Annotated in this window: 17 protein-coding genes and 2 tRNA genes; 5 read left to right on the plus strand and 14 right to left on the minus strand. The window is 59.2% G+C overall.

Going from position 1 to position 20,117, the window contains the following annotated elements:
• The first annotated feature begins 41 nt into the window (after window positions 1-41).
• Window positions 42-404 carry a diacylglycerol kinase gene (locus RMV17_RS06060; protein ID WP_042557932.1) on the plus strand — a complete coding sequence of 121 codons (363 nt, stop codon included), beginning with the start codon at window positions 42-44 and terminating at the stop codon, window positions 402-404.
• Here the strand turns inward: RMV17_RS06060 and RMV17_RS06065 are convergent.
• Entirely contained in the window at window positions 401-1,327 is a 927-nt protein-coding gene (locus RMV17_RS06065; protein ID WP_038358063.1) for a LysR family transcriptional regulator, read from the minus strand. The genes RMV17_RS06060 and RMV17_RS06065 overlap by 4 nt on opposite strands.
• Before the next feature lie 133 nt (window positions 1,328-1,460).
• Between RMV17_RS06065 and fpr the strand changes: the two genes are divergently transcribed.
• On the plus strand, window positions 1,461-2,240 hold the full coding sequence (gene fpr / locus RMV17_RS06070; RefSeq protein WP_007908723.1) for a ferredoxin-NADP reductase: 780 nt from the start codon (window positions 1,461-1,463) through the stop codon (window positions 2,238-2,240).
• Window positions 2,241-2,423: 183 nt separating this feature from the next.
• On the opposite strand, the gene tsaA is transcribed toward fpr, so the two are convergent.
• From tsaA to rimO, 6 genes are all read right to left on the minus strand, one after another.
• Window positions 2,424-3,122, minus strand: a complete 699-nt coding sequence (gene tsaA / locus RMV17_RS06075) for a tRNA (N6-threonylcarbamoyladenosine(37)-N6)-methyltransferase TrmO (protein WP_311886007.1) — start codon at window positions 3,120-3,122, stop codon at window positions 2,424-2,426.
• Between the two features lie 184 nt (window positions 3,123-3,306).
• Window positions 3,307-4,077 (minus strand): SDR family oxidoreductase, encoded by a 771-nt coding sequence (locus tag RMV17_RS06080; RefSeq protein ID WP_311886008.1) that lies wholly within the window; start codon window positions 4,075-4,077, stop codon window positions 3,307-3,309.
• A 128-nt stretch (window positions 4,078-4,205) separates the two neighbouring features.
• Window positions 4,206-4,676, minus strand: coding sequence for a DUF1456 family protein (locus tag RMV17_RS06085; protein WP_007908719.1), 471 nt, complete (start codon window positions 4,674-4,676; stop codon window positions 4,206-4,208).
• Between the two features lie 72 nt (window positions 4,677-4,748).
• Window positions 4,749-5,459 carry an rRNA pseudouridine synthase gene (locus RMV17_RS06090; protein ID WP_042704893.1) on the minus strand — a complete coding sequence of 237 codons (711 nt, stop codon included), beginning with the start codon at window positions 5,457-5,459 and terminating at the stop codon, window positions 4,749-4,751.
• Between the two features lie 189 nt (window positions 5,460-5,648).
• Complete coding sequence (locus tag RMV17_RS06095) at window positions 5,649-6,122, minus strand: GNAT family N-acetyltransferase (protein ID WP_108225245.1); 474 nt, start codon at window positions 6,120-6,122, stop codon at window positions 5,649-5,651.
• 439 nt (window positions 6,123-6,561) lie between these two features.
• Window positions 6,562-7,899, minus strand: coding sequence for a 30S ribosomal protein S12 methylthiotransferase RimO (gene rimO, locus RMV17_RS06100; protein WP_311886009.1), 1,338 nt, complete (start codon window positions 7,897-7,899; stop codon window positions 6,562-6,564).
• A 350-nt stretch (window positions 7,900-8,249) separates the two neighbouring features.
• Between rimO and RMV17_RS06105 the strand changes: the two genes are divergently transcribed.
• Window positions 8,250-10,091: a potassium transporter Kup gene (locus RMV17_RS06105; RefSeq protein WP_409373130.1), complete on the plus strand. Its 1,842-nt coding sequence runs from the start codon at window positions 8,250-8,252 to the stop codon at window positions 10,089-10,091.
• Window positions 10,092-10,274: 183 nt separating this feature from the next.
• Here the strand turns inward: RMV17_RS06105 and RMV17_RS06110 are convergent, their stop codons facing one another.
• The gene (locus RMV17_RS06110; protein WP_311886011.1) at window positions 10,275-10,601 is read right to left on the minus strand and encodes a DUF3077 domain-containing protein; all 327 of its coding nucleotides are present in this window, start codon (window positions 10,599-10,601) and stop codon (window positions 10,275-10,277) included.
• A 392-nt stretch (window positions 10,602-10,993) separates the two neighbouring features.
• Here RMV17_RS06110 and RMV17_RS06115 point away from each other — a divergent pair, with 392 nt between their 5' ends.
• A complete protein-coding gene (locus RMV17_RS06115) occupies window positions 10,994-11,155 on the plus strand; it encodes a hypothetical protein (protein ID WP_311886012.1) in 162 nt (53 codons plus the stop codon).
• A gap of 198 nt (window positions 11,156-11,353) precedes the next feature.
• Here RMV17_RS06115 and RMV17_RS06120 read toward each other — a convergent pair whose 3' ends face one another.
• The 4 genes from RMV17_RS06120 to RMV17_RS06135 all read right to left on the minus strand — a co-directional run bounded on the left by RMV17_RS06120 (window position 11,354) and on the right by RMV17_RS06135 (window position 15,943).
• Complete coding sequence (locus tag RMV17_RS06120) at window positions 11,354-12,649, minus strand: virulence factor family protein (protein ID WP_236431268.1); 1,296 nt, start codon at window positions 12,647-12,649, stop codon at window positions 11,354-11,356.
• Window positions 12,649-15,288, minus strand: coding sequence for a bifunctional lysylphosphatidylglycerol flippase/synthetase MprF (mprF, locus tag RMV17_RS06125; protein WP_311886013.1), 2,640 nt, complete (start codon window positions 15,286-15,288; stop codon window positions 12,649-12,651). The genes RMV17_RS06120 and mprF overlap by 1 nt, the downstream gene beginning before the upstream one ends.
• Before the next feature lie 279 nt (window positions 15,289-15,567).
• A tRNA-Met gene (locus RMV17_RS06130) sits at window positions 15,568-15,644 on the minus strand.
• A 222-nt stretch (window positions 15,645-15,866) separates the two neighbouring features.
• Window positions 15,867-15,943: transfer RNA gene (locus tag RMV17_RS06135), tRNA-Met, on the minus strand.
• Window positions 15,944-16,223: 280 nt separating this feature from the next.
• Here RMV17_RS06135 and dinB point away from each other — a divergent pair.
• Entirely contained in the window at window positions 16,224-17,285 is a 1,062-nt protein-coding gene (gene dinB, locus RMV17_RS06140; protein WP_077571383.1) for a DNA polymerase IV, read from the plus strand.
• A 96-nt stretch (window positions 17,286-17,381) separates the two neighbouring features.
• Here the strand turns inward: dinB and RMV17_RS06145 are convergent, their stop codons facing one another.
• Entirely contained in the window at window positions 17,382-18,335 is a 954-nt protein-coding gene (locus RMV17_RS06145; RefSeq protein ID WP_311886014.1) for a hypothetical protein, read from the minus strand.
• A 17-nt stretch (window positions 18,336-18,352) separates the two neighbouring features.
• On the minus strand, window positions 18,353-20,068 hold the full coding sequence (locus tag RMV17_RS06150; RefSeq protein WP_034154951.1) for a proline--tRNA ligase: 1,716 nt from the start codon (window positions 20,066-20,068) through the stop codon (window positions 18,353-18,355).
• Window positions 20,069-20,117 lie beyond the last annotated feature (49 nt).

Below are 20,117 nucleotides of genomic sequence, written 5' to 3' on the forward strand. Positions count from 1 at the left end.
TGATCTAGCTTTCCCACTCCTTTTTGGTTGGTTTCTACTTTATGTCACCTTTCAAGGGCCAGACCGGCCTGAAACGTATTCTCAATGCCTCCGGTTACTCGCTGGATGGCCTGCGCGCAGCTTTCACTGGTGAAGCGGCGTTCCGCCAACTGGTACTGCTGAACGTGGTGCTGGTTCCGCTGACGTTCTTCCTTAATGTCAGCCGTGTCGAACAGGCCTTGCTGATTGCCGTGTGCCTGTTGGCGCTGATCGTCGAGTTGCTGAATTCGGCGGTGGAAGCGGCCATCGACCGCATCTCGCTGGAACTGCACCCGCTGTCGAAGAACGCCAAGGACATGGGCAGCGCCGCGCAATTCGTGGCACTGAGCATGATCGCGCTGGTGTGGGCAGTGATTCTGCTTTAAGCGATTGTCGGCAAGACGATCTCGTCGCTGCGCTGCACCCCGGCGGTGAAAGCGCGGCACAGATCGAGAAATTCGCGCATGGCAGAAGTCTGATATTTCTGTTTGTGCCAGATGAAGTAGAACTGTCGCGCCAGATCCAGATCCGGCGTTTCCACCGGCACCAGACTGCCGCGACGGAACGCATCACGCAGCGCCAGCCGCGAGATGCAGCCAATCCCTAGTCCTGATTCCACCGCGCGTTTGATCGCTTCGGTGTGTTCCAGCTCCAGACGGATATTCAGCGCACTGCGATGGTGACGCATGGCCTGATCGAAGGTCAGCCGCGTGCCGGAACCCTGTTCGCGGAGAATCCACGCTTCGTGAGTCAGCTCTTCCATGGTCGCGCTGCCGCGTTGGGCCAGCGGATGCTGCGGCGCGCAGAACACCACCAGCTCATCTTCGACCCAGCTCTGCACTTCGATGTCCGGGTGGCTGCAATCGCCTTCGATCAGACCCAGATCAATTTCGTAGTGGGCGACTTGTTGCACGATATTGGCAGTGTTCTGCACGTGCAGCTTCACTTGGCTTTCCGGGTGGCGCTGCATGAAACTGCCGATCAGCAGGGTCGCCAGGTAGTTGCCGATGGTCAGCGTCGCGCCCACCGACAGCGAGCCGAAACCGGATTTGCCGTTGAGCAGGTCTTCGATTTCCTTGGCCTGATCGAGCAGCGCCACCGCTTGTGGCAACAGTTGTTTGCCGAGGGCGTTGAGGCTTAGCCGCTTACCGGCGCGATCGAACAGCTGGCAGCTGGATTGGCGCTCGAGTTCGGTGATCGAGGTGCTGGCAGCCGACTGCGAGAGGTTGAGCAGACCCGCAGCACGGGATACGCTTTCCTGCTGGGCGACGGCGACGAAGACTTGCAGTTGACGGAGAGTAAATCGCATATCGATATAACCGATAACCCTTATCTTAATAATCCAGTTAACAGATATTGTCGTCGCTATTAGAATGCGATGCAATTGCGCACCGTCGCCTTCAAAAGCCAGCGCAGACCCAATATCCAGGAGTCAAACGTACATGAGCAACATGAACCACGAGCGTGTCCTCAGTGTTCATCACTGGAACGACACTCTGTTCAGCTTCAAGTGCACCCGCGATCCGGGCCTGCGCTTCGAGAACGGTCAGTTCGTGATGATCGGCCTGCAACAGCCCAATGGCCGCCCGCTTATGCGCGCTTACTCGATCGCCAGCCCGAACTGGGAAGAGCATCTGGAGTTCTTCAGCATCAAGGTGCAGGACGGCCCGCTGACCTCGCAGCTGCAGCACTTGAAGGAAGGCGACGAGATCATCATCTCGAAGAAGCCTACCGGCACCCTGGTTCTCGACGACCTGAACCCGGGCAAGCACTTGTACCTGCTGAGCACCGGCACTGGTCTGGCGCCGTTCATGAGCGTGATTCAGGACCCGGAAACCTACGAGCGCTTTGAAAAAGTGATCCTGGTCCACGGTGTGCGTTACGTCAACGAAGTCGCCTACCGCGAATTCATCACCGAGCACCTGCCGCAGAACGAGTTCTTCGGCGAAGCGCTGCGTGACAAGCTGATCTACTACCCGACCGTGACCCGCGAGCCTTTCGAGAATCAGGGCCGTCTGACCGACCTGATGCGCAGCGGCAAGCTGTTCAGCGACATCGGTCTGCCACCGATCAACCCGCAGGACGACCGCGCGATGATCTGCGGCAGCCCGAGCATGCTCGACGAGACCAGCGAAGTGCTCGACAGCTTCGGCCTGAAGATCTCGGCGCGGATGCGCGAGCCGGGTGATTACCTGATCGAGCGTGCGTTCGTCGAGAAGTAAACCCCACTGAAAAAGCCCCCATTGCCTTTGCAGGCAATGGGGGCTTTTTTATGCCCGAAACATTTCCTTCATGCCTGCCACAATCCATGTAGGAGCTGCCGAAGGCTGCGATCTTTTGATCTTGCTTTTAAGATCAAAATCAAAAGATCGCAGCCTTCGGCAGCTCCTACATTGACCGAGGTCTCAGGCTGTGGCGGGGATGACTTCGAGCACGCGGATCTGCTCAGGCGTCGGGTAATGCCAGCGCACATCCAGATCCCAGAATTGCGCGCCATATTCGCGTTCAGGCGCCGGGGTTTGATAGGCCGGACGCGGATCCTGAGCCAGGCACTGTTCAATCAACTCAACCAACGGCTCGTCGAGGCGCTGAGCGTGTGTGTGCGCTTGTTTCAGTGCTGAGTCCGTCCACTGCACGTCAATCAGCTGCGGCGCCGCACTGGCGATGCTGTTGGCGGCCTCGGGAATGATGTCGGCGTAAGGCACGTAGGGTTTGATGTCGAGAACCGGCGTGCCGTCGAGCAAGTCGATCCCGGAAATGAACAGGCGATTGGCTTCGACCTTGTCCAGTTTCACTACCGACTGGCCAATGCCGTTGGGGCGGTGAGTCGCGCGGGTGGCGAACACGCCCATGGACTTGTTGCCGCCCAGGCGTGGTGGGCGGACTTTCAGGCGCGGTTTGTCTTCAAGTGCCTGGTGGAACAGAAATAGCAGCCAGACATGGCTGACCTGCTCCAGCCCTTGCACCGCGTCACCCTGATCAAACGGCGCCACCAGCTCCAGCACGCCACGTGCGGCGGGGGCCAGTTGCGGTTGACGGGGGATGGCGAATTTCTCCTTGAAGCAGGAGCGCACGAAGCCGATGGGGGAGACGCTGTAAGTCATGGTTTGCATTCGAAGCGGGGGCAGGGTGGGCATGATAACCCGGCAGCCCTAAAGTCTGGTGGGGGTCGGGCGGACGCCATCGCTGGCAAGCCAGCTCCCACAAGGTTCTCGGGCGTTCGCATCATTTGTGCACACCACAAAACCTATGGGAGCTGGCTAGCCAGCGATAGCCGCACCGCCGATCTCAGAGACTGAACCCACCATCCAGCGGAATGATATTCCCGGTCATATAAGCCCCGGCCGTACTCGCCAGACTGATCGCCAACGCCGCCATTTCCTCTTCACGCCCCCAACGCTTCATCGGAATCAGCGCCGTATCCTCAGCCAACGCCTGCTGATCATTGCCAATATGCTGCGTCATCTTGCTCGGAAACCGCCCCGGCGCGATCACGTTGACGTTGATGTGCTGGCTCACCAGCTCCCGTGCCAGAATTCGCGACAACTGATGCAGGGCCGCTTTACTCGGCCCATAGGCATACGCCTGTTCGCCAAACGAAGAAATTCCTGCCACCGAACCAATATTGATAATCCGCGCCGGATTCGACGCCGACCCGGCCTTGCGCAACAACGGCAGAAACTGCTGGATGCAGCTGAACACCGAGGTCACGTTGAGCTGCATGACCTTCTCCCAGCCTTTGACCGGGTAACTCTCCAGCGGCGCGCCCCACGTGGTGCCGGCGTTGTTCACCAGAATATCCAGATGCGTGATCTGCTCGCCCAGTCGTGCAGCCAGTTCCTGCACGCCTTCTTCCGTCGCCAGATTCGCCGCCACGCCGTGGCATTTGCCCAAGGCGCTGAGTTCTTCAGCCGTTTGATGGCACGCTTCGGCATCGCGCGAGCAGACGTAGACACGCGCGCCAGCCTCGACAAAGGCTTTGGCGATCATTTTGCCGATACCACGGGTGCCGCCGGTCACCAGAGCGGTGCGGCCTTGCAGGGAGAAATACGGATGCATGGCGAGTCCTGAGGATTAGGGATCAATACACCCTAGTCGTCAGCCGCGAAAAGCGGAGCCACTATTTTCGGAGGGAATGAGCGGTCATGCGTTGCGGCGGCGACCATCAGTCGCCACCGCAGAAGGGGTCAGGCCGGGCGAACGCGCAGGGTCAGGCCCTTGAGGAAGTTGCGCAGCAACTGGTCGCCGCACGGGCGATAGTTGGTGTGGCCGACCTTGCGGAACAGCGCGCTCAGTTCAGGCTTGGACACCGGGAACTCGGCGGCCTTGAGGATCGCGTGCATGTCGTCTTCTTTCAGTTCGAAGGCCACGCGCAGCTTTTTCAGGATGATGTTGTTGGTCACCGGCACTTCGATCGGCTGCGGCGGACGGCTTTCGTCCTTGCCACGCTTGAAGATCACCAGACCGTCGAGGAAGTGCGCGATGACTTCGTCCGGGCAGCGCACGAAGCCTTCTTCGTCTTCTTCTTTCTTGTCGAGCCAGGTCACCACGTCGGCGAGTGCGACTTCCATGCCGCCGAGCTTGATGATCTCGACAACCTTCTTGTCGCTGATGTCGAGCATGTAGCGCACGCTGCGCAATACGTCGTTATGAATCATGTGAGTAATCCTGATAAGCGTTGTGGGCAGCACGCAGGCGCGCTGCCGGAATGTGTGGCGGCAGTGGAAGTATTAGAACTTCTCTTTGCCGGACAGGTAGCGCCATTGGCCGACCGGGACTTTGCCGATCGAGACGCCGCCGATGCGGATGCGGCGGATGCCGATGACCTTCAGGCCGACCGCTTCGCAGAACTGGGCGATGATCCCCGGCTGCGGGTTCTTCATGGCGAAGCGCAGGCGGTTTTCGTTCTGCCAGCTGGCCTTGACCGGTGGCAGTTCCTTGCCCTTGTGGGTCAGGCCGTGCTGCAAACGGTTGAGGCCGTGGGCGACCATGTCACCTTCGACCTCGACCACATATTCCTGCTCGATCTTCGCGGCGTCGGCGGTGAGTTTGCGCAGGATTTTCCAGTCCTGAGTGAACACCAGCAGACCGCTGGCCTTGGCTTGCAGATCGGCACTGGCGGTCAGGCGCAGGAAGTGCCCGCGTAGAGGGCGCTTGCTGAAGCGGTGTTCTTCGCTGAGGGTTTCGGCGCTGAGCGACTGCATGGCGGTCTCGACGTCCATGCCGGCAGGGGCGTTGAGCAGGATGGTCACCGGCTCCGGCGCGGTGGCCTTGGCGTCTTTATCGAGCTCGACCTTCTGGTCGCCGACCTTGAATTGCGGCTCGTCAATCACTTCGCCGTCCACGGTGACCCAGCCGCCCTCAATGAACAGCTCGGCCTCCCGGCGGGAGCAACCGACCAGTTCGATGAGGCGTTTGGAGAGGCGAATCGGGTCAGTCATGACAGGGCCGTAACAAAAAAGGGGTGGGCATTGTACCTGTGTGGCGCCGGTTAAGCCCGGTTCCATTTTCACGGTGTCCGTATTCCCTGTGGGAGCTGGCTTGCCAGCGATGGCATCACCTCGGTATTTCTTGCAGACCGCGGCGCCTGCATCGCTGGCAAGCCAGCTCCCACAGGGTTTTATGGTGTGTCAGCCGTTACTGGAGCGCTGCTGGTTCTGACGCAACCGCATATGCAACAACGGATACGGCTGGCCCATGCCATCCACCTCCGAGCGGCCGATCACCTCGAAACCTTGCTTGAAGTAGAACCCCAGCGCCTGCGGGTTCTGCTCGTTGACGTCGAGTTCATCGGCATTCAGATGCTGCATCGCGTAGTTGAGCAGCCTCTTGCCCAAACCCTTACCGCGGTGGTCGGGATCGATGAACAGCATTTCAATCTTGCCTGCCGCGACACCGGCAAACCCGGTGATGCGCTGATTGGCGTCCTTGGTGCAAATCAACATCACTGCATCCAGATAACGGGTGAGCACCAGATTACGCAGCAGCTCGATATAGCTGTCCGGCAGAAAATCATGGGTCGCACGGACCGAGGCCTCCCAGACCCGGGTCAGTTCCTGATAATCGCTGAGTTTCGGCGTGTGGATGACCGAATGGTGACGCATGCCCGTCTGCCTCTTGTCCGTTTCAAGGGAGTCCGTCCCCCGCTAAACGATAGCCGTAAAAAAGCCCCGCATCTTGTAAAAAGAGTGGGGCTTTTTGTATTTGTTGCGGGGGTCTGGCTGGATACTTCTGTCGCCAGCAAGATCTCTCCCCCTCACCCCAACCCTCTCCCCCAAGGGGGCGAGGGGGAAGGGAGCAGATCTTCGTGCTGTTCAAAACCTGAGCACGACGCGAACTTTCAGGTCGGTGCAGCACGCAAGAACAAGTCGATCAGTCCCCGCTCCCTCTGGGAAGGGGCGAGGGGGAAGGGAGCAGATCTTCATGCTTTTCAAAACCTGAGTTCGACTCGAACGTTCAGGTCGGCGCAGCTCGCAAGAACAACTCAATCAGTCCCCTCTCCCTCAGGGAGAGGGTTAGGGTGAGGGGCTTTTGATCTTCAGATCAGATCTGCTCAGCCCACAAATCGTATTCGTCAGCATCAGTCACCTTGCACCAGACCTTGTCACCCGGCTTCAAATTGCTGCCGTTATCGATAAACACATTGCCATCGATTTCCGGCGCATCGAAGAAGCAGCGGCCAACCGCGCCTTGCTCATCAACTTCGTCGACCAGCACTTCGATCTCACGGCCAATACGCATTTGCAGACGCGCCGAGCTGATCGCTTGCTGGTGCGCCATGAAGCGATCCCAACGATCCTGCTTGACGTCGTCCGGTACGATCTCCAGATCCAGATCATTGGCCGGCGCGCCGTCTACCGGCGAGTACTGGAAGCAGCCAACGCGGTCGAGCTGCGCTTCGGTCAGCCAGTTCAGCAGGTACTGGAAGTCTTCTTCGGTTTCGCCCGGGAAGCCGACGATGAAGGTCGAACGGATGATCAGGTCCGGGCAGATTTCGCGCCAGTTCTTGATCCGCGCCAGGGTCTTGTCTTCGAACGCCGGGCGTTTCATCGACTTCAACACTTTCGGGCTGGCGTGCTGGAACGGGATGTCCAGGTACGGCAGGATCTTGCCGGCGGCCATCAGCGGGATCAGCTCGTCGACGTGCGGGTACGGGTAAACGTAGTGCAGACGCACCCAGACGCCGAGGGTGCTCAGGGCTTCGCAGAGCTCGGTCATGCGGGTTTTCACCGGCGCGCCGTTCCAGAAGCCGGTGCGGTATTTCACGTCAACGCCATAAGCGCTGGTGTCTTGCGAAATGACCAGCAGCTCTTTAACGCCGGATTTGACCAGACGCTGAGCTTCGTCCAATACGTCTCCGACCGGACGGCTGACCAGTTTGCCGCGCATCGACGGGATGATGCAGAACGAGCAGCTGTGGTTGCAGCCTTCGGAAATCTTCAGATAAGCGTAGTGGCGCGGGGTCAGCTTGATGCCTTGCGGCGGCACCAGGTCGATCAGCGGGTTGTGATCTTTACGCGGCGGCACCACTTCGTGCACGGCGTTGACCACTTGCTCGTACTGCTGCGGACCGGTCACGGCCAGCACGCTCGGGTGTACGTTGCGGATGTTGCCTTCTTCCACGCCCATGCAACCGGTAACGATGACCTTACCGTTTTCCTTGATCGCTTCGCCGATCACTTCCAAAGACTCAGCCTTGGCCGAATCGATGAAACCGCAGGTGTTGACCACGACTACGTCGGCGTCCTGATAGGTGGACACCACGTCATAGCCTTCCATGCGCAGCTGGGTCAGGATGCGCTCGGAGTCGACCAGTGCTTTCGGGCAACCCAGAGATACAAAGCCAACCTTTGGATTGGTCGGCGCAGGAGTGGTGGACATGTCTAACCTCGGTATTTTGTGACATCGCTTTCTTGGTGCGAAAGCCGACGGACGGGCGCTTAGGGCGCGCCTCTGATCAAAAAGTGCGCAATTCTAGCGGCGGGCAACGCACTTGACCAGCTTTATGCAGGGAAATACGACGAGTGCTGCGCTATGCTTCGCGCCGTTGAGCTTTACCAATTTTTTACAGTCAACAAAACGTCTGTAACAACAGGTAAAACAGCGCATGCTGCACCACAAAGCATAGTGCTTCATTCAAAGAAGCCGGTTCTGAGAAGTAGGAGTGTTGGATGGGTCAGGCAAGTAGTCATGCGGCAGGCGCCGAGGGTTCGGCCAGCAAGCCGCTGAGTATGCTGGTCGCGGCGGTCGGGGTGGTTTACGGCGACATCGGCACGAGCCCGTTGTACACCCTCAAAGAAGTGTTTTCCGGCGCTTACGGCGTACCGGTCAACCACGACGGCGTGCTGGGTATTCTGTCGTTGATCTTCTGGTCGCTGATCTGGGTCGTGTCGATCAAATACATGATGTTCGTGCTGCGCGCCGACAACCAGGGCGAGGGCGGCATCATGGCGCTCACCGCACTGGCGCGGCGCGCGGCGGGGCATCGCAAGAAGTTGCGGTCGTTGCTGGTGGTTTGCGGGCTGATCGGCGCGGCGCTGTTTTATGGCGACAGCATGATCACCCCGGCGATTTCCGTTTTGTCGGCGATTGAAGGTCTGGGGTTGGCGTTTGATGGCATCGACCATTGGGTCGTGCCGCTGTCGCTGGTGGTGCTGGTTGGATTGTTCCTGATCCAGAGCCATGGCACCGCACGAATCGGCATCCTGTTCGGGCCGATCATGGTCACCTGGTTCCTCGTCCTCGGCGCCCTCGGTGTGTATGGCATCAGCCACACGCCGGAAGTGCTGCATGCGATGAATCCTGCGTGGGCGGTGCGTTTCTTCACCGTGCACCCAGGCATGGGCGTGGCAATCCTCGGCGCGGTGGTGCTGGCGCTGACCGGCGCCGAAGCGCTGTACGCCGACATGGGCCACTTTGGCCGCAAGCCGATTGCCCGCGCGTGGTTCATTCTGGTGTTGCCGGCGCTGGTGCTCAATTACTTCGGTCAGGGCGCTTTGTTGCTGGAAAACCCGGAGGCGGCGCGTAACCCGTTCTATCTGCTGGCGCCGAGCTGGGCGCTGATTCCGTTGGTCGGCCTGTCGACGCTGGCCACGGTGATTGCCTCGCAAGCGGTGATTTCCGGTGCATTCTCCCTGACCCGTCAGGCGATTCAGCTCGGTTACATCCCGCGCATGTACATCCAGCACACATCCAGCGATGAGCAGGGCCAGATCTACATCGGTGCGGTGAACTGGGCGCTGATGGTCGGCGTCGTCTTGCTGGTGCTCGGTTTCGAATCCTCCGGCGCCCTGGCTTCGGCCTACGGCGTTGCAGTGACCGGCACCATGCTGATGACCACCATTCTGGTGTCGGCAGTGATGCTGCTGCTGTGGAAATGGCCACCGATCCTCGCCGTGCCGGTGCTGATCGGCTTCCTGCTGGTGGACGGTCTGTACTTCGCCGCCAACGTGCCGAAGATCGTGCAGGGCGGTGCCTTCCCGGTGATCGCCGGCATTGCCCTGTTCGTGCTGATGACCACGTGGAAGCGCGGCAAGCAATTGCTGGTCGAACGCCTCGACGAAGGCGCACTGCCGCTGCCGATCTTCATCAGCAGCATCCGTGTGCAGCCACCGCATCGGGTGCAGGGCACCGCGGTGTTCCTCACCGCACGCTCCGACGCCGTGCCGCATGCGTTGTTGCACAACCTGCTGCATAACCAGGTGCTGCATGAGCAAGTGGTGTTGCTGACGGTGGTCTACGAAGACATCCCGCGCGTACCGCCATCGCGACGTTTCGAGGTCGAAGCGCACGGAGAGGGCTTCTTCCGGGTGATCCTGCACTTCGGCTTCACCGACGAACCGGACGTGCCGCAGGCGCTGAAGCTGTGTCATCTGGATGATCTGGATTTCAGTCCGATGCGCACGACCTACTTCCTCAGCCGGGAAACGGTGATTGCCTCGAAGCTTGAGGGCATGGCGCGTTGGCGTGAGGCGTTGTTTGCGTTCATGTTGAAGAATGCCAATGGGAATTTGCGGTTCTTTAATTTGCCGCTGAACCGGGTGATTGAGTTGGGGACGCAGGTGGAGATGTAAGCCTGACCTCAAATGAAAAGCCCCCGTCGGCCTAGTGGCTGGCGGGGGCTTTTTTGTGTCCGCTGATAAACCTCAAATCCACCACAAATCCCCTGTGGGAGCGAGCTTGCTCGCGAAGGCTGAGTGTCAGTCGAGACATGTGGTGGCTGATCCACCGCATTCGCGAGCAAGGGTTCTGTGGTGTTAGTGGCTTTCAGGCAATTCTTCTTCGGATTCGGTCTTTGTGCGAGCAGGTCGTGGGATCAGCGCTTGGATCACATCATCAATCAAGGCTTTGCCCATCATGGTCAGGTAATGCGCAGCCCAGGCATGGCGGTCGGTGTCTCTGATGAAGGCAGCATCCTCGGCGAAGGATTTGGCGAGGGATAGCAGGTCGGAGGATTGGGACAAGGCATCGATGATCGGGATGCTGGCGCGGACATTGAAGAACGCTTGATCCGCGTTGTAGAGGAAAGGGGTGAAGCCGATGGTTGTAAGGTCTGAAGGCGTTGACGGAATTTCTTTGCTCATTGTTTTACTCCCTAAAACGAGGAACTGCCTCATTCGTTACCACACGAATGGGTGGCAGCTGTACGCAGGGTGGTAAACCGGGAGAGCAAAGAAACCGGCAGACCCGAAGGTCTCCCACGTACAGCTGCCATGACAGTGAATTACAGGCGTAAAAGAACGCCTGATGTCGTGATGGAGGCACTGTTGCACTTTGCCTGACCGGGTTACCACACCCGATCGCTGAATGGGTCAGCGACGTCCGGAGAGTATCCCGTCAAAAAACAGCGCAACAGAGCGGCAAAGCGTCCAAACACGAGTTTCGGAGTTTGCCTACAAGGTCTGTGGGCGTCATCTGATATTGCGAGACTGGAAGTAAACGATACTAAACGTCTGACACGAACTGGCGTGTGCAAATGAGCGAGGCAGGTATGACGGCATCATCGGAACAAGAAAAGCATGATGATCTCGAGAACCTTCGAATTGAAGCCGAAGCGATGGAACGATTGATCAACCTCGATCCGGCTCAAGCGATCAGTCATGACGATATGCGAGCAAGATACGCTTGCCGGGACTAACGATTATTTGAGTCCAGCGCAATTCCCATGTAGGAGTGAGCCTGCTCGCGATAGCGGTGTGTCAGTTGGCAAATAGGTGGCTGATACTCCGCTATCGCGAGCAGGCTCACTCCTACAGGGGAGTGGGTTCATCGTCCGAGATGTAAAAAGCCCCCGCAACTGCGAAGTTGCGGGGGCTTTTTATGGGCGTGGCTCAGATCACTCTTCGGCGACCGAGTCCTTGCTCTGACGCTTCTCGATCAAGTCCACCAGACGCTTGGCCAGCGCCGGGTAGTTCTCGTCGAAGTGGTGGCCGCCAGGCAGTTTCACCGCCTCGCCGACTGCCGTCTTGTCGGTGCAGCCACTTTCATCGGTCTCTTCTTCACCATAGATGCACACAACCTTCGCCGCTGGCAGTTTGGCCATTTCCGGGCCGGTGGCGGCTTCTTTGCCGGCGTTGCCCAGCCAGCCTTCGACTTCGATTTCGAAGCTGCCGGTGCGGGCGAAGGCCAGCAGGATGATTGCGTCGACGCGTTGCTGCTCGGTGTCTGGCAGGCGGTTATAGATCGCTGGCAATACGTCAGCACCGAACGAATAACCGGTGAGGATGAAGCGCTTGGTGCCCCATTTCTGCCGGTAGTGTTGCATCAGCTCAGTCAGGTCCAGTGCGCTTTGCTCCGGGCTCTTGTGCTGCCAGTAGTAGCGCAGGGTGTCGATGCCGACGACCGGGTAGCCGATCTTGGCCATCTCGCCCGCCACGTCGCGGTCGAGATCGCGCCAGCCGCCGTCTCCGGAGAGGAACAGGGTCACGGTGTCTTTGGCCTGACCGGCCGGCACTTCAACCACCGGAATCGCCAGACCGCCGTTGGCCTTGTCGCCGCCGACGAGGATCTTGCGCAGTTCGTTGTTCAGCACTTGCGGCAGGTTGATGTCGTAGTCGCTGATGCTGGTTTCGGCGTTCGGTTGGTCGCGCACGAAACCTGCGCTGGCGTCGTCCGGGTTGTCGTTCCAGGCTGCCAGCCAGTGGCCGTGGGCGGCGGATTTCGGCAGCAGGTGGGTGCAGCCACCTTTTTCCAGGGCCAGATCCACGGAAATGGCTTGGGCCTTGTCGTCTTTCTGTTCAGCCAACCAGCGCCAGGCCAGCACAGCGCCCGGGCCGATGCCGCTGACCAGAGTGGCCGGGCCATTCAGTTCACGCAGGCCCGATTGCAGGGCGCGGCTTTGCAGCAGGCAGTCTTTCGGCAGAATCACCTGAACGATCTGCGCCGAGGCGCTGCGGCTCAGGGTGGTCAGTTGTTTTTCAGAGAGTTTCTGGTCGTCGTTGACGGCTACCAGCACCTGCGCCTTGGGCTTGGTGCCGGGAATGACGCGGGTCATGGCGGCGCCATCGGCCGGGTTGAGCTGTTCGACGGTCGGTTCCGGTGCCGGACGTTTGAGGTACCAGAAACCGCCGCCGGCAATCACGGCCAGCACGATCAGTGCGGCCAGGATGTACTTCAGGGAGCGTTGAATCATCAGCGTTTCACCAATCCAGTCAAGCCGCCCGCGATCAGGGCAGCAGTGTCGGCCAGCGCCACCAGCGGATCGAGTCCGGCGGGCACGGCCATATAACGGGGTTCCCAGTCAGGCTGGAACTTGTCTTTGAAGCGGCGCAAGCCTTGGAAGTTGTACAGCTGCTCACCACGGCGGAAAACCATCGAGCCCAGACGCTGGGTCAGCGGTGCACCACGCCGGGGTTGCAACCCCGACAACGGCACCATGCCCAGGCTGAAGCGCGCGTATCCGTGACTCTTATAGTGTTGAATCAGGCCGACCATCATGAATTCCATGGTCAGCTTGGGGGCGTCCGGGTGCGCGCGCATCAGGTCGAGACTGGCCAGGTCGTGGCTGTAAGTCTCGAGCAGGTTGGCGAATGCCACCGGGCGACCTTCGAAGCGAATCACCGCGATGCGGAAATGCTTCAGGTATTCGTCGCTGAAACGGCCGAGGGAGAAGCCTTTCTCACGCACGTTCTTGCCGGTCAGCCACGCATCGGAAATCACTTTCAGCTCATCCATCGGCGCCTGACCCGGCTCGTGAATCTCCAGCGACAAGCCGTCGCGGGTGCCACGGTTCCAGGTGTAGCGCAGATCCTTCATCTCTTTGCCCTTGGCTTCCAGGTCAAAGCGGTGCAGGTCGACTCGGGCTTCTTCGCCCAATTTGATCGCGGTCAGGCCGATGTCCATGTAGTACGGCAGGTTCTCCGCGCGCACCTGATAGAACACCGGGCGGGCATGGTGAATGTCGCAGAGGTCGCGGAACTGCCAGATCATCTCGGCGCGTTGCTGGCCAGGGCCGATCGGGTCGTACAGCGCCACCAGGCTGCGGCCACGGCGTGCGTACATCAGGAAGGCTTCGTCGTTCTGGTGAAACAGCAACGCCTTGTCACCGGTTAGCGCGAGGCCACCGTCGGGTTGTGACGAGGCCATCAGAATCTTCGCCGCGCGATCGAGTTCGTCCGGCGTCGGCAAGTGAATGACCGGGCGCGCGGTGCGCAGCAGCCAGGTCAGCGCGATCACCAGCAACAGCACAGCGGCACCGAGCAGCGAACGCAGGCCACGTGGCGCGTCAGCATCAAGCGTGAACTGCCACCACAGTTGATGGCTGTAAGGTACGTCTTGATAGGCAAACAGCAACAGCCACGTCGAAGCGCCCAGCACACAGAGGCTGGCCACCAGATACAACGGCGAGAACGGCAGTTCGGTCAGGCGGCTCGGGCGATAAAACGAGCGACGGAACACACCGAGCAAGGCTGCGGTGAGGGTCATCAGCGTCGCTTCTTCCCAGTCGAAGCCTTTAAGCAGTGAGAGCAGGGCGCCGACCAGCAACAGAATGGTGGTGAGCATCCACGCCGCCGACAGGCGACGGCGCAGGCCTTGAGCGAGCATCAGGCAGAGCACGCCGATCAGGCTGGCGCCGAAGTGCGAGGCGTCGACCAGACGATGCGGAATCAGAAAGCCGATGTGTTCCAGGCGCGTATCGATTTCCGGAGTCGCCCCGGAAAACAGCAACACCACGCCGGACAAGAACACCAGCACTGCCAGAATCGGTGCCGCCAGACCGGAGGCTGCGCGCATGGTTTGAGTCTGGAACAGACGCTGACCTTCGTTGATCAGCAGGAATACGCAGGCGACCAACAGCGGCAGAACCACATAGATCAGACGATAGAGCAGGAGAGCGGCGGCCAGTGGTGCGGCACCGAGCTTGTCGGCGAACGCGGCCAGCAGAATCGCTTCGAATACACCGACGCCACCGGGTACATGGCTGAGTACGCCGGCAGCCAGTGCCAGCAGATACACCAGCAGGAATGCACCAAACGGCGGCGCTTCCGGCAGCAACAGATAAAGGACAGTGGCGGCAGCCGCAACGTCGAGGGCGGTAATGATCAGCTGCAAGAAAGTCAGGCGACGCCCCGGCAAGCGCAGCGTGCGGCGGCCAACCCTGACCAGCAGATTGTCGCGCAACGGTTGTTCCGGCAGGCGCCGACGGTAGATGCCGATAGCCAGTACTGCGCCAAGCGCCAGCACGACAGCGGCGACTGTGCCGAGCAGACCTTCGGACAAACCCAGGGCTTGAGAGGCAGCAGGCAGGTCGCTCAGCGTTGCCATTGCAGCCAGCGGCGGCAAGGCGCAACCCAGCGACAGACTGGCGAACAAGGTCATGTGCGCGACTTCCGACGCCCCCAGACCCAGGCGTGCATATAAACGGTAGCGCACCGAACCGCCGGACAGTAGCGACAGACCGATCGCATTGCCAATCGCAAACGCGGTGAAGCCGCCCAGCGCCAATGTGCGCGGCGGCAAGGTCACGCCGGCATAGCGGCTGGCCGACCATTCATAGCCGAGCAGAATGATGAAGCCGACCACGGTTGCACCGAAGGCACCGAGCAGGGCGGGTTTCGGCACGTCGAGAATCGAGTCGTGCAATGCATCGAGATCGAGTTCGGCAAGCAGATGACGACAGGCAATCAGCGCAATCGCGAACAACAGCAAAGTCACCGCCAGACCAATTGGTTGCCGGTATTTGCTCAACCGATCCAGCAAGCGCAAACGCTCGGGTTTGATCGGATGTTCCGCTGTGACGGTGTCTTGTGGATCAGACGAGTTGGCGCGCATCAATCACCTCTTGGATTGTGCGCGACAGGATGGAGGTATCCAGCCAAGTAACCAATCCCTGTAGAAAAAAATAATCACAAAATACTACGCCTCTCACCGGGTATCGGCGAGGGCAGTTCCTGGATTGCAGACGCCTTGCCTGCGACTCAAGCATAGTCGCAAGTGAGGACTTCTGAAGATCCCAAGCGGTTCACTGCACAGTGACAGATCATTGTTGCGAAAGGACTTTTTCAACAGATACAAAAAAGGCCACTCTTTCGAGTAGCCTTTTTTGATGTTTGGTTGCGGGAGCCGGATTTGAACCGACGACCTTCGGGTTATGAGCCCGACGAGCTACCAGACTGCTCCATCCCGCGTCTGTGTGGCGGCATTCTACAGACGAACGACGGAGTGTCAACCGCTAATCCCGCAAAGGGTCAAATAAGTGTGCAATCGCGTCAAACGGTCGCAGGTCGAGCGTTAAGTTTCGGAAATGCAACGAATTCCTGTTTGGCGATCACCTCTTTATAAGAAGAGGCAATCGACAAAACAGGCGCGCACAAAAAAGGCCACTCTTTCGAGTAGCCTTTTTTGATGTTTGGTTGCGGGAGCCGGATTTGAACCGACGACCTTCGGGTTATGAGCCCGACGAGCTACCAGACTGCTCCATCCCGCGTCTGTGTGTCGGCATTCTACAGAGGAACGCTGGGGTGTCAACCCGCAATCTGGATAAAATCTGTTGAGGTTCAATCGGTTAGCGTTTTTTATCGGGTGTTTTTCCCGCTGCAGGGCAGGTGGGGCAAGGCTTTCAGCTCTATTGAAGGCCGCTCGTCGATTGAGAAAATAAATTCAACGGACATTTCCTACCGCATGGAAAGAACATTCATACCACTGGTGCTATATACAGGTGTCAGTGAGATACTGCCGATCCGGTTCGCCACGTTTCCTTTTCTGACATGACTCAGCGAAAAATCATCCACATTGACTGCGACTGTTTCTACGCCGCCATCGAGATGCGCGATGACCCGCGTCTGGCCGGCAAGCCGCTGGCGGTGGGTGGTTCGGCTGATCGGCGCGGGGTGATCGCCACCTGCAACTATGAAGCGCGCGCTTATGGCGTGCGTTCGGCGATGGCTTCGGGGCACGCCTTGAAATTGTGTCCGGACCTGACCATCGTCAAGCCACGCATGGACGCCTATCGTGAAGCCTCGAAAGAAATACACACGATTTTCAGCGATTACACCGACCTGATCGAGCCGCTGTCGCTTGATGAGGCATATCTGGATGTCTCGGACAGCGCGCATTTCGGCGGCAGTGCCACGCGCATCGCTCAGGACATCCGTCGCCGGGTCTCTAATCAATTGCACATCACCGTGTCTGCGGGTGTGGCGCCGAACAAGTTTCTGGCCAAAATCGCCAGCGACTGGAAAAAGCCCAATGGACTGTTCGTTATTACGCCAGACCAGGTGGAGGACTTCGTCAGTGGCTTGCCGGTGAGCAAATTGCACGGTGTCGGCAAGGTCACCGCCGACAAATTGGGCAAGCTCGGCATTGTCGATTGCTCACAGTTGCGCGAATGGGACAAATTGGCCCTGGTGCGTGAATTCGGCAGCTTTGGCGAGCGACTGTGGAGCCTCGCCCGTGGGATCGATGACCGGCTGGTGCACAACGACAGCCGGCGTCAGTCAATCAGCGTGGAAAATACCTACGATGTTGATCTGCCGGACCTTCGCAGTTGCCTGGATAAATTGCCTGAGCTGCTGGAAACCTTGAAAACCCGTATGGCGCGGATCGACAGCAGTTATCGACCGGGCAAGCCGTTCGTCAAAGTGAAGTTTCATGATTTCACCCAGACGACGCTGGAGCAGGCCGGGGCAGGGCGGGATCTGGGTAGTTATCAGTTGATGCTGACGCAGGCGTTCAATCGCGGCGGCAAACCGGTGCGGTTGTTGGGGGTTGGGGTAAGGCTGGAGGATTTGCGCGGCGGGTTTGAGCAGATGGAGTTGTTTGAGCGGTAGTCCGTTAAAAGCAAAAGATCGCAGCCTGCGGCAGCTCCTACAGAGAAATGCGTTCCCATGTAGGAGCTGCCGCAGGCTGCGATCTTTTAATAGGCCTTAATTCGGCCCTGGATCCGCCACCAGACGCCCGGCATCCTTGGTCAGCGACTTGAGAAACTCAGTCTGTAATTCAGGATCGTTACGCGTCAGTTCGATCAGGCTTTGTTCCAGCTCACTGGCTTCTTCTTCCAGACCTAGTTCCGACAGACGTTTGACCCGGTGCACCCACTGGCTCACTTCGTCTTCTTCCAGATCGTCGTAGATCAGCCCGTGCGCTTCCAGCAACTTGCCACGCAGATGACTGCTGATCATCAGCGAAGAGTCCGAGTGCACGTCATCCTTGGCGTCTTCGACACTGATCTGCAATTTGCCGACATGATTGAGATCATTTTCGGCAAACGGGCTATCGAGCAGATTCAGACGCAGCACGCCGTTACGATCGGTGGTCATGTCAAAGGTCTGCTTGCCAGCCTTGACCTGCACCGGGCGCTCGCTCCACGGCAGGCTCGAATACTCCGTGCGCTTGTCGCGCTGGACTTCATCGATACCGGCGAGGTTCTGTTGCGCGCGACCGTTGGACTGCACGTTCATGAACGGGTTGAGCCCGGCAAAACCGTAGCTCAGCCAGTCCTTGGTGACGCTGTCCGGCAGGTTACCGAGGGCAAACACGTTGACCACGTTGGCGCCGACGCCACCGACTACGGCCACCGCGCCCAGCGGAATCTCGTAGATCTCCCGCCAAGGCTGGTACGGCGTGTAGCGATCGTAGCGACGCGTCACTTCGAACTCGGTGACTTCAAAAGTCTTCTGTTCGTTGATCTTCACGCGTCGCTGCGGCAGCTCAAGCGCCTTAGGCTCACCGACATCAATTTGCAGGCTATGGTCGAGCAACTTTCGCTCGACCCGCTCTTCGTGCTCGCTGCGTTGTGACATGTGATTGGCACAGCCGCTGACCAGCAGGGCACCGCACAGGGCGGTGCCACCGAGGCCTAAGGTGTTTCGCTTGAACATGACGTCTCTATCTGGTTTCAGCGGCGGATACGGGCCTGCAGGAAGGACAATACGTCGGCCACCGGCAATGCTTGCGCTTCGCCTTCGGTACGGCTCTTGTATTCCAGGTTGCCTTCGGCGAGGCCGCGGTCGCTGACCACGATCCGGTGTGGAATGCCGATCAGCTCCATGTCCGCGAATTTGATGCCCGGGCTGGTTTTCTTGTCGCGATCGTCCAGCAGCACTTCGAAGCCGGCCGCCGTCAGTTCGGCGTACAGCTTGTCGGTGGCTTCGCGTACCTGCTCGGTTTCATAACGCAGCGGTACCAGAGCGATCTGGAACGGCGCCAGGGTGTCGCTCCAGATGATGCCGTTTTCGTCGTTGTTCTGCTCGATGGCCGCAGCCACCACGCGGGAAACGCCGATACCGTAGCAACCCATTTCCAGGGTCACTGGCTTGCCGTTCTCGCCCAGCACTTCGCACTTCATCGCCTTGCTGTACTTGTTGCCCAGCTGGAAGATGTGCCCGACTTCGATGCCGCGCTTGATTTCCAGGGTGCCTTTGCCGTCCGGGCTTGGGTCACCGGCAACCACATTACGCAGGTCAGCCACGGTTGGAACTGGCAGGTCACGCTCCCAGTTCACGCCGAAGTAGTGCTTGTCGTCGATGTTTGCGCCGATACCGAAGTCGCTCATCAGCTCGACCGAGCGGTCGATGATGATTGGCAGCGGCAGGTTCAGCGGGCCGAGGGAACCTGCGCCGGCGCCAATGGCGTCACGCAGTTCGGCGTCGGTGGCCATGACCAGCGGGCTGGCCACGCCTGGTTGCTGGGCAGCCTTGATTTCGTTGAGTTCGTGGTCGCCACGAATCACCAGCGCGATCAGCTTGCCTTCTTCTTCGGCGCGCACGATCAGGGTCTTGATGGTCTTTTCAATCGGCAGATTGAATTTTTCCACCAGCGCGGCGATGGTTTTGGTGTCTGGGGTATCGACCAGGCGCAGCTCTTCGGTCGCAGCGGCACGCGAAGTTTCGCGTGGCACGGCTTCGGCTTTTTCGATGTTCGCTGCGTAGTCGGAACCGTTGCTGAAGACGATATCGTCTTCGCCGGACTCGGCCAGCACGTGGAATTCGTGCGAGCCAGCGCCGCCGATTGAACCGTTGTCGGCTTCCACTGGACGGAATTTCAGGCCCAGGCGCGTGAAGATATTGCAGTAGGCTTCATGCATGCGGTCATAGGTGATCTGCAACGACGCTTGATCCGCGTGGAAGGAGTAGGAGTCCTTCATGATGAATTCGCGGCCGCGCATCAAACCGAAGCGTGGGCGGATTTCGTCACGGAACTTGGTCTGGATCTGATACAGGTTGATCGGCAGCTGTTTGTAGCTGCTCAACTCGTTGCGCATCAGATCGGTGATCACTTCTTCGTGGGTCGGGCCCGCGCAGAAGTCGCGACCGTGACGGTCTTTGATGCGCAGCAGCTCAGGGCCGTATTCTTCCCAGCGCCCCGATTCCTGCCACAGCTCGGCCGGTTGGGTGCTCGGCATCAACACTTCCAGAGAGCCGGCGGCGTTCATCTCTTCGCGAACGATGGCTTCAACCTTGCGCATGACTCGCAGGCCCATGGGCAGCCAGGTGTACAGGCCGGAGGCGAGTTTGCGGATCATACCGGCGCGCAGCATCAGCTGATGGCTGATCACGACCGCGTCGGAAGGCGTTTCTTTCTGTGTGGCGAGCAAAAATTGACTGGTGCGCATGGTTGGCCGTTGTCGGTTGCTATGACTGGAAATGACTCCGCAGTGTACC

The organism is Pseudomonas sp. VD-NE ins (assembly GCF_031882575.1).
GTDB lineage: Bacteria > Pseudomonadota > Gammaproteobacteria > Pseudomonadales > Pseudomonadaceae > Aquipseudomonas > Aquipseudomonas fluorescens_BZ.

Bases quoted from the DNA above. Each gene is read 5' to 3' on its own strand.
- RMV17_RS06085 (WP_007908719.1), bottom strand. From the start codon at position 4,676: ATGATTCATAACGACGTATTGCGCAGCGTGCGCTACATGCTCGACATC.
- RMV17_RS06065 (WP_038358063.1), bottom strand. From the start codon at position 1,327: ATGCGATTTACTCTCCGTCAACTGCAAGTCTTCGTCGCCGTCGCCCAG.
- RMV17_RS06095 (WP_108225245.1), bottom strand. From the start codon at position 6,122: ATGCGTCACCATTCGGTCATCCACACGCCGAAACTCAGCGATTATCAG.
- RMV17_RS06060 (WP_042557932.1), top strand. From the start codon at position 42: ATGTCACCTTTCAAGGGCCAGACCGGCCTGAAACGTATTCTCAATGCC.
- RMV17_RS06110 (WP_311886011.1), bottom strand. From the start codon at position 10,601: ATGAGCAAAGAAATTCCGTCAACGCCTTCAGACCTTACAACCATCGGC.
- RMV17_RS06105 (WP_409373130.1), top strand. From the start codon at position 8,250: ATGCTGGTCGCGGCGGTCGGGGTGGTTTACGGCGACATCGGCACGAGC.
- RMV17_RS06145 (WP_311886014.1), bottom strand. From the start codon at position 18,335: ATGTTCAAGCGAAACACCTTAGGCCTCGGTGGCACCGCCCTGTGCGGT.
- fpr (WP_007908723.1), top strand. From the start codon at position 1,461: ATGAGCAACATGAACCACGAGCGTGTCCTCAGTGTTCATCACTGGAAC.
- RMV17_RS06120 (WP_236431268.1), bottom strand. From the start codon at position 12,649: ATGATTCAACGCTCCCTGAAGTACATCCTGGCCGCACTGATCGTGCTG.
- tsaA (WP_311886007.1), bottom strand. From the start codon at position 3,122: ATGACTTACAGCGTCTCCCCCATCGGCTTCGTGCGCTCCTGCTTCAAG.
- dinB (WP_077571383.1), top strand. From the start codon at position 16,224: ATGACTCAGCGAAAAATCATCCACATTGACTGCGACTGTTTCTACGCC.
- RMV17_RS06150 (WP_034154951.1), bottom strand. From the start codon at position 20,068: ATGCGCACCAGTCAATTTTTGCTCGCCACACAGAAAGAAACGCCTTCC.
- rimO (WP_311886009.1), bottom strand. From the start codon at position 7,899: ATGTCCACCACTCCTGCGCCGACCAATCCAAAGGTTGGCTTTGTATCT.
- RMV17_RS06115 (WP_311886012.1), top strand. From the start codon at position 10,994: ATGAGCGAGGCAGGTATGACGGCATCATCGGAACAAGAAAAGCATGAT.
- mprF (WP_311886013.1), bottom strand. From the start codon at position 15,288: ATGCGCGCCAACTCGTCTGATCCACAAGACACCGTCACAGCGGAACAT.
- RMV17_RS06090 (WP_042704893.1), bottom strand. From the start codon at position 5,459: ATGACTGACCCGATTCGCCTCTCCAAACGCCTCATCGAACTGGTCGGT.
- RMV17_RS06080 (WP_311886008.1), bottom strand. From the start codon at position 4,077: ATGCATCCGTATTTCTCCCTGCAAGGCCGCACCGCTCTGGTGACCGGC.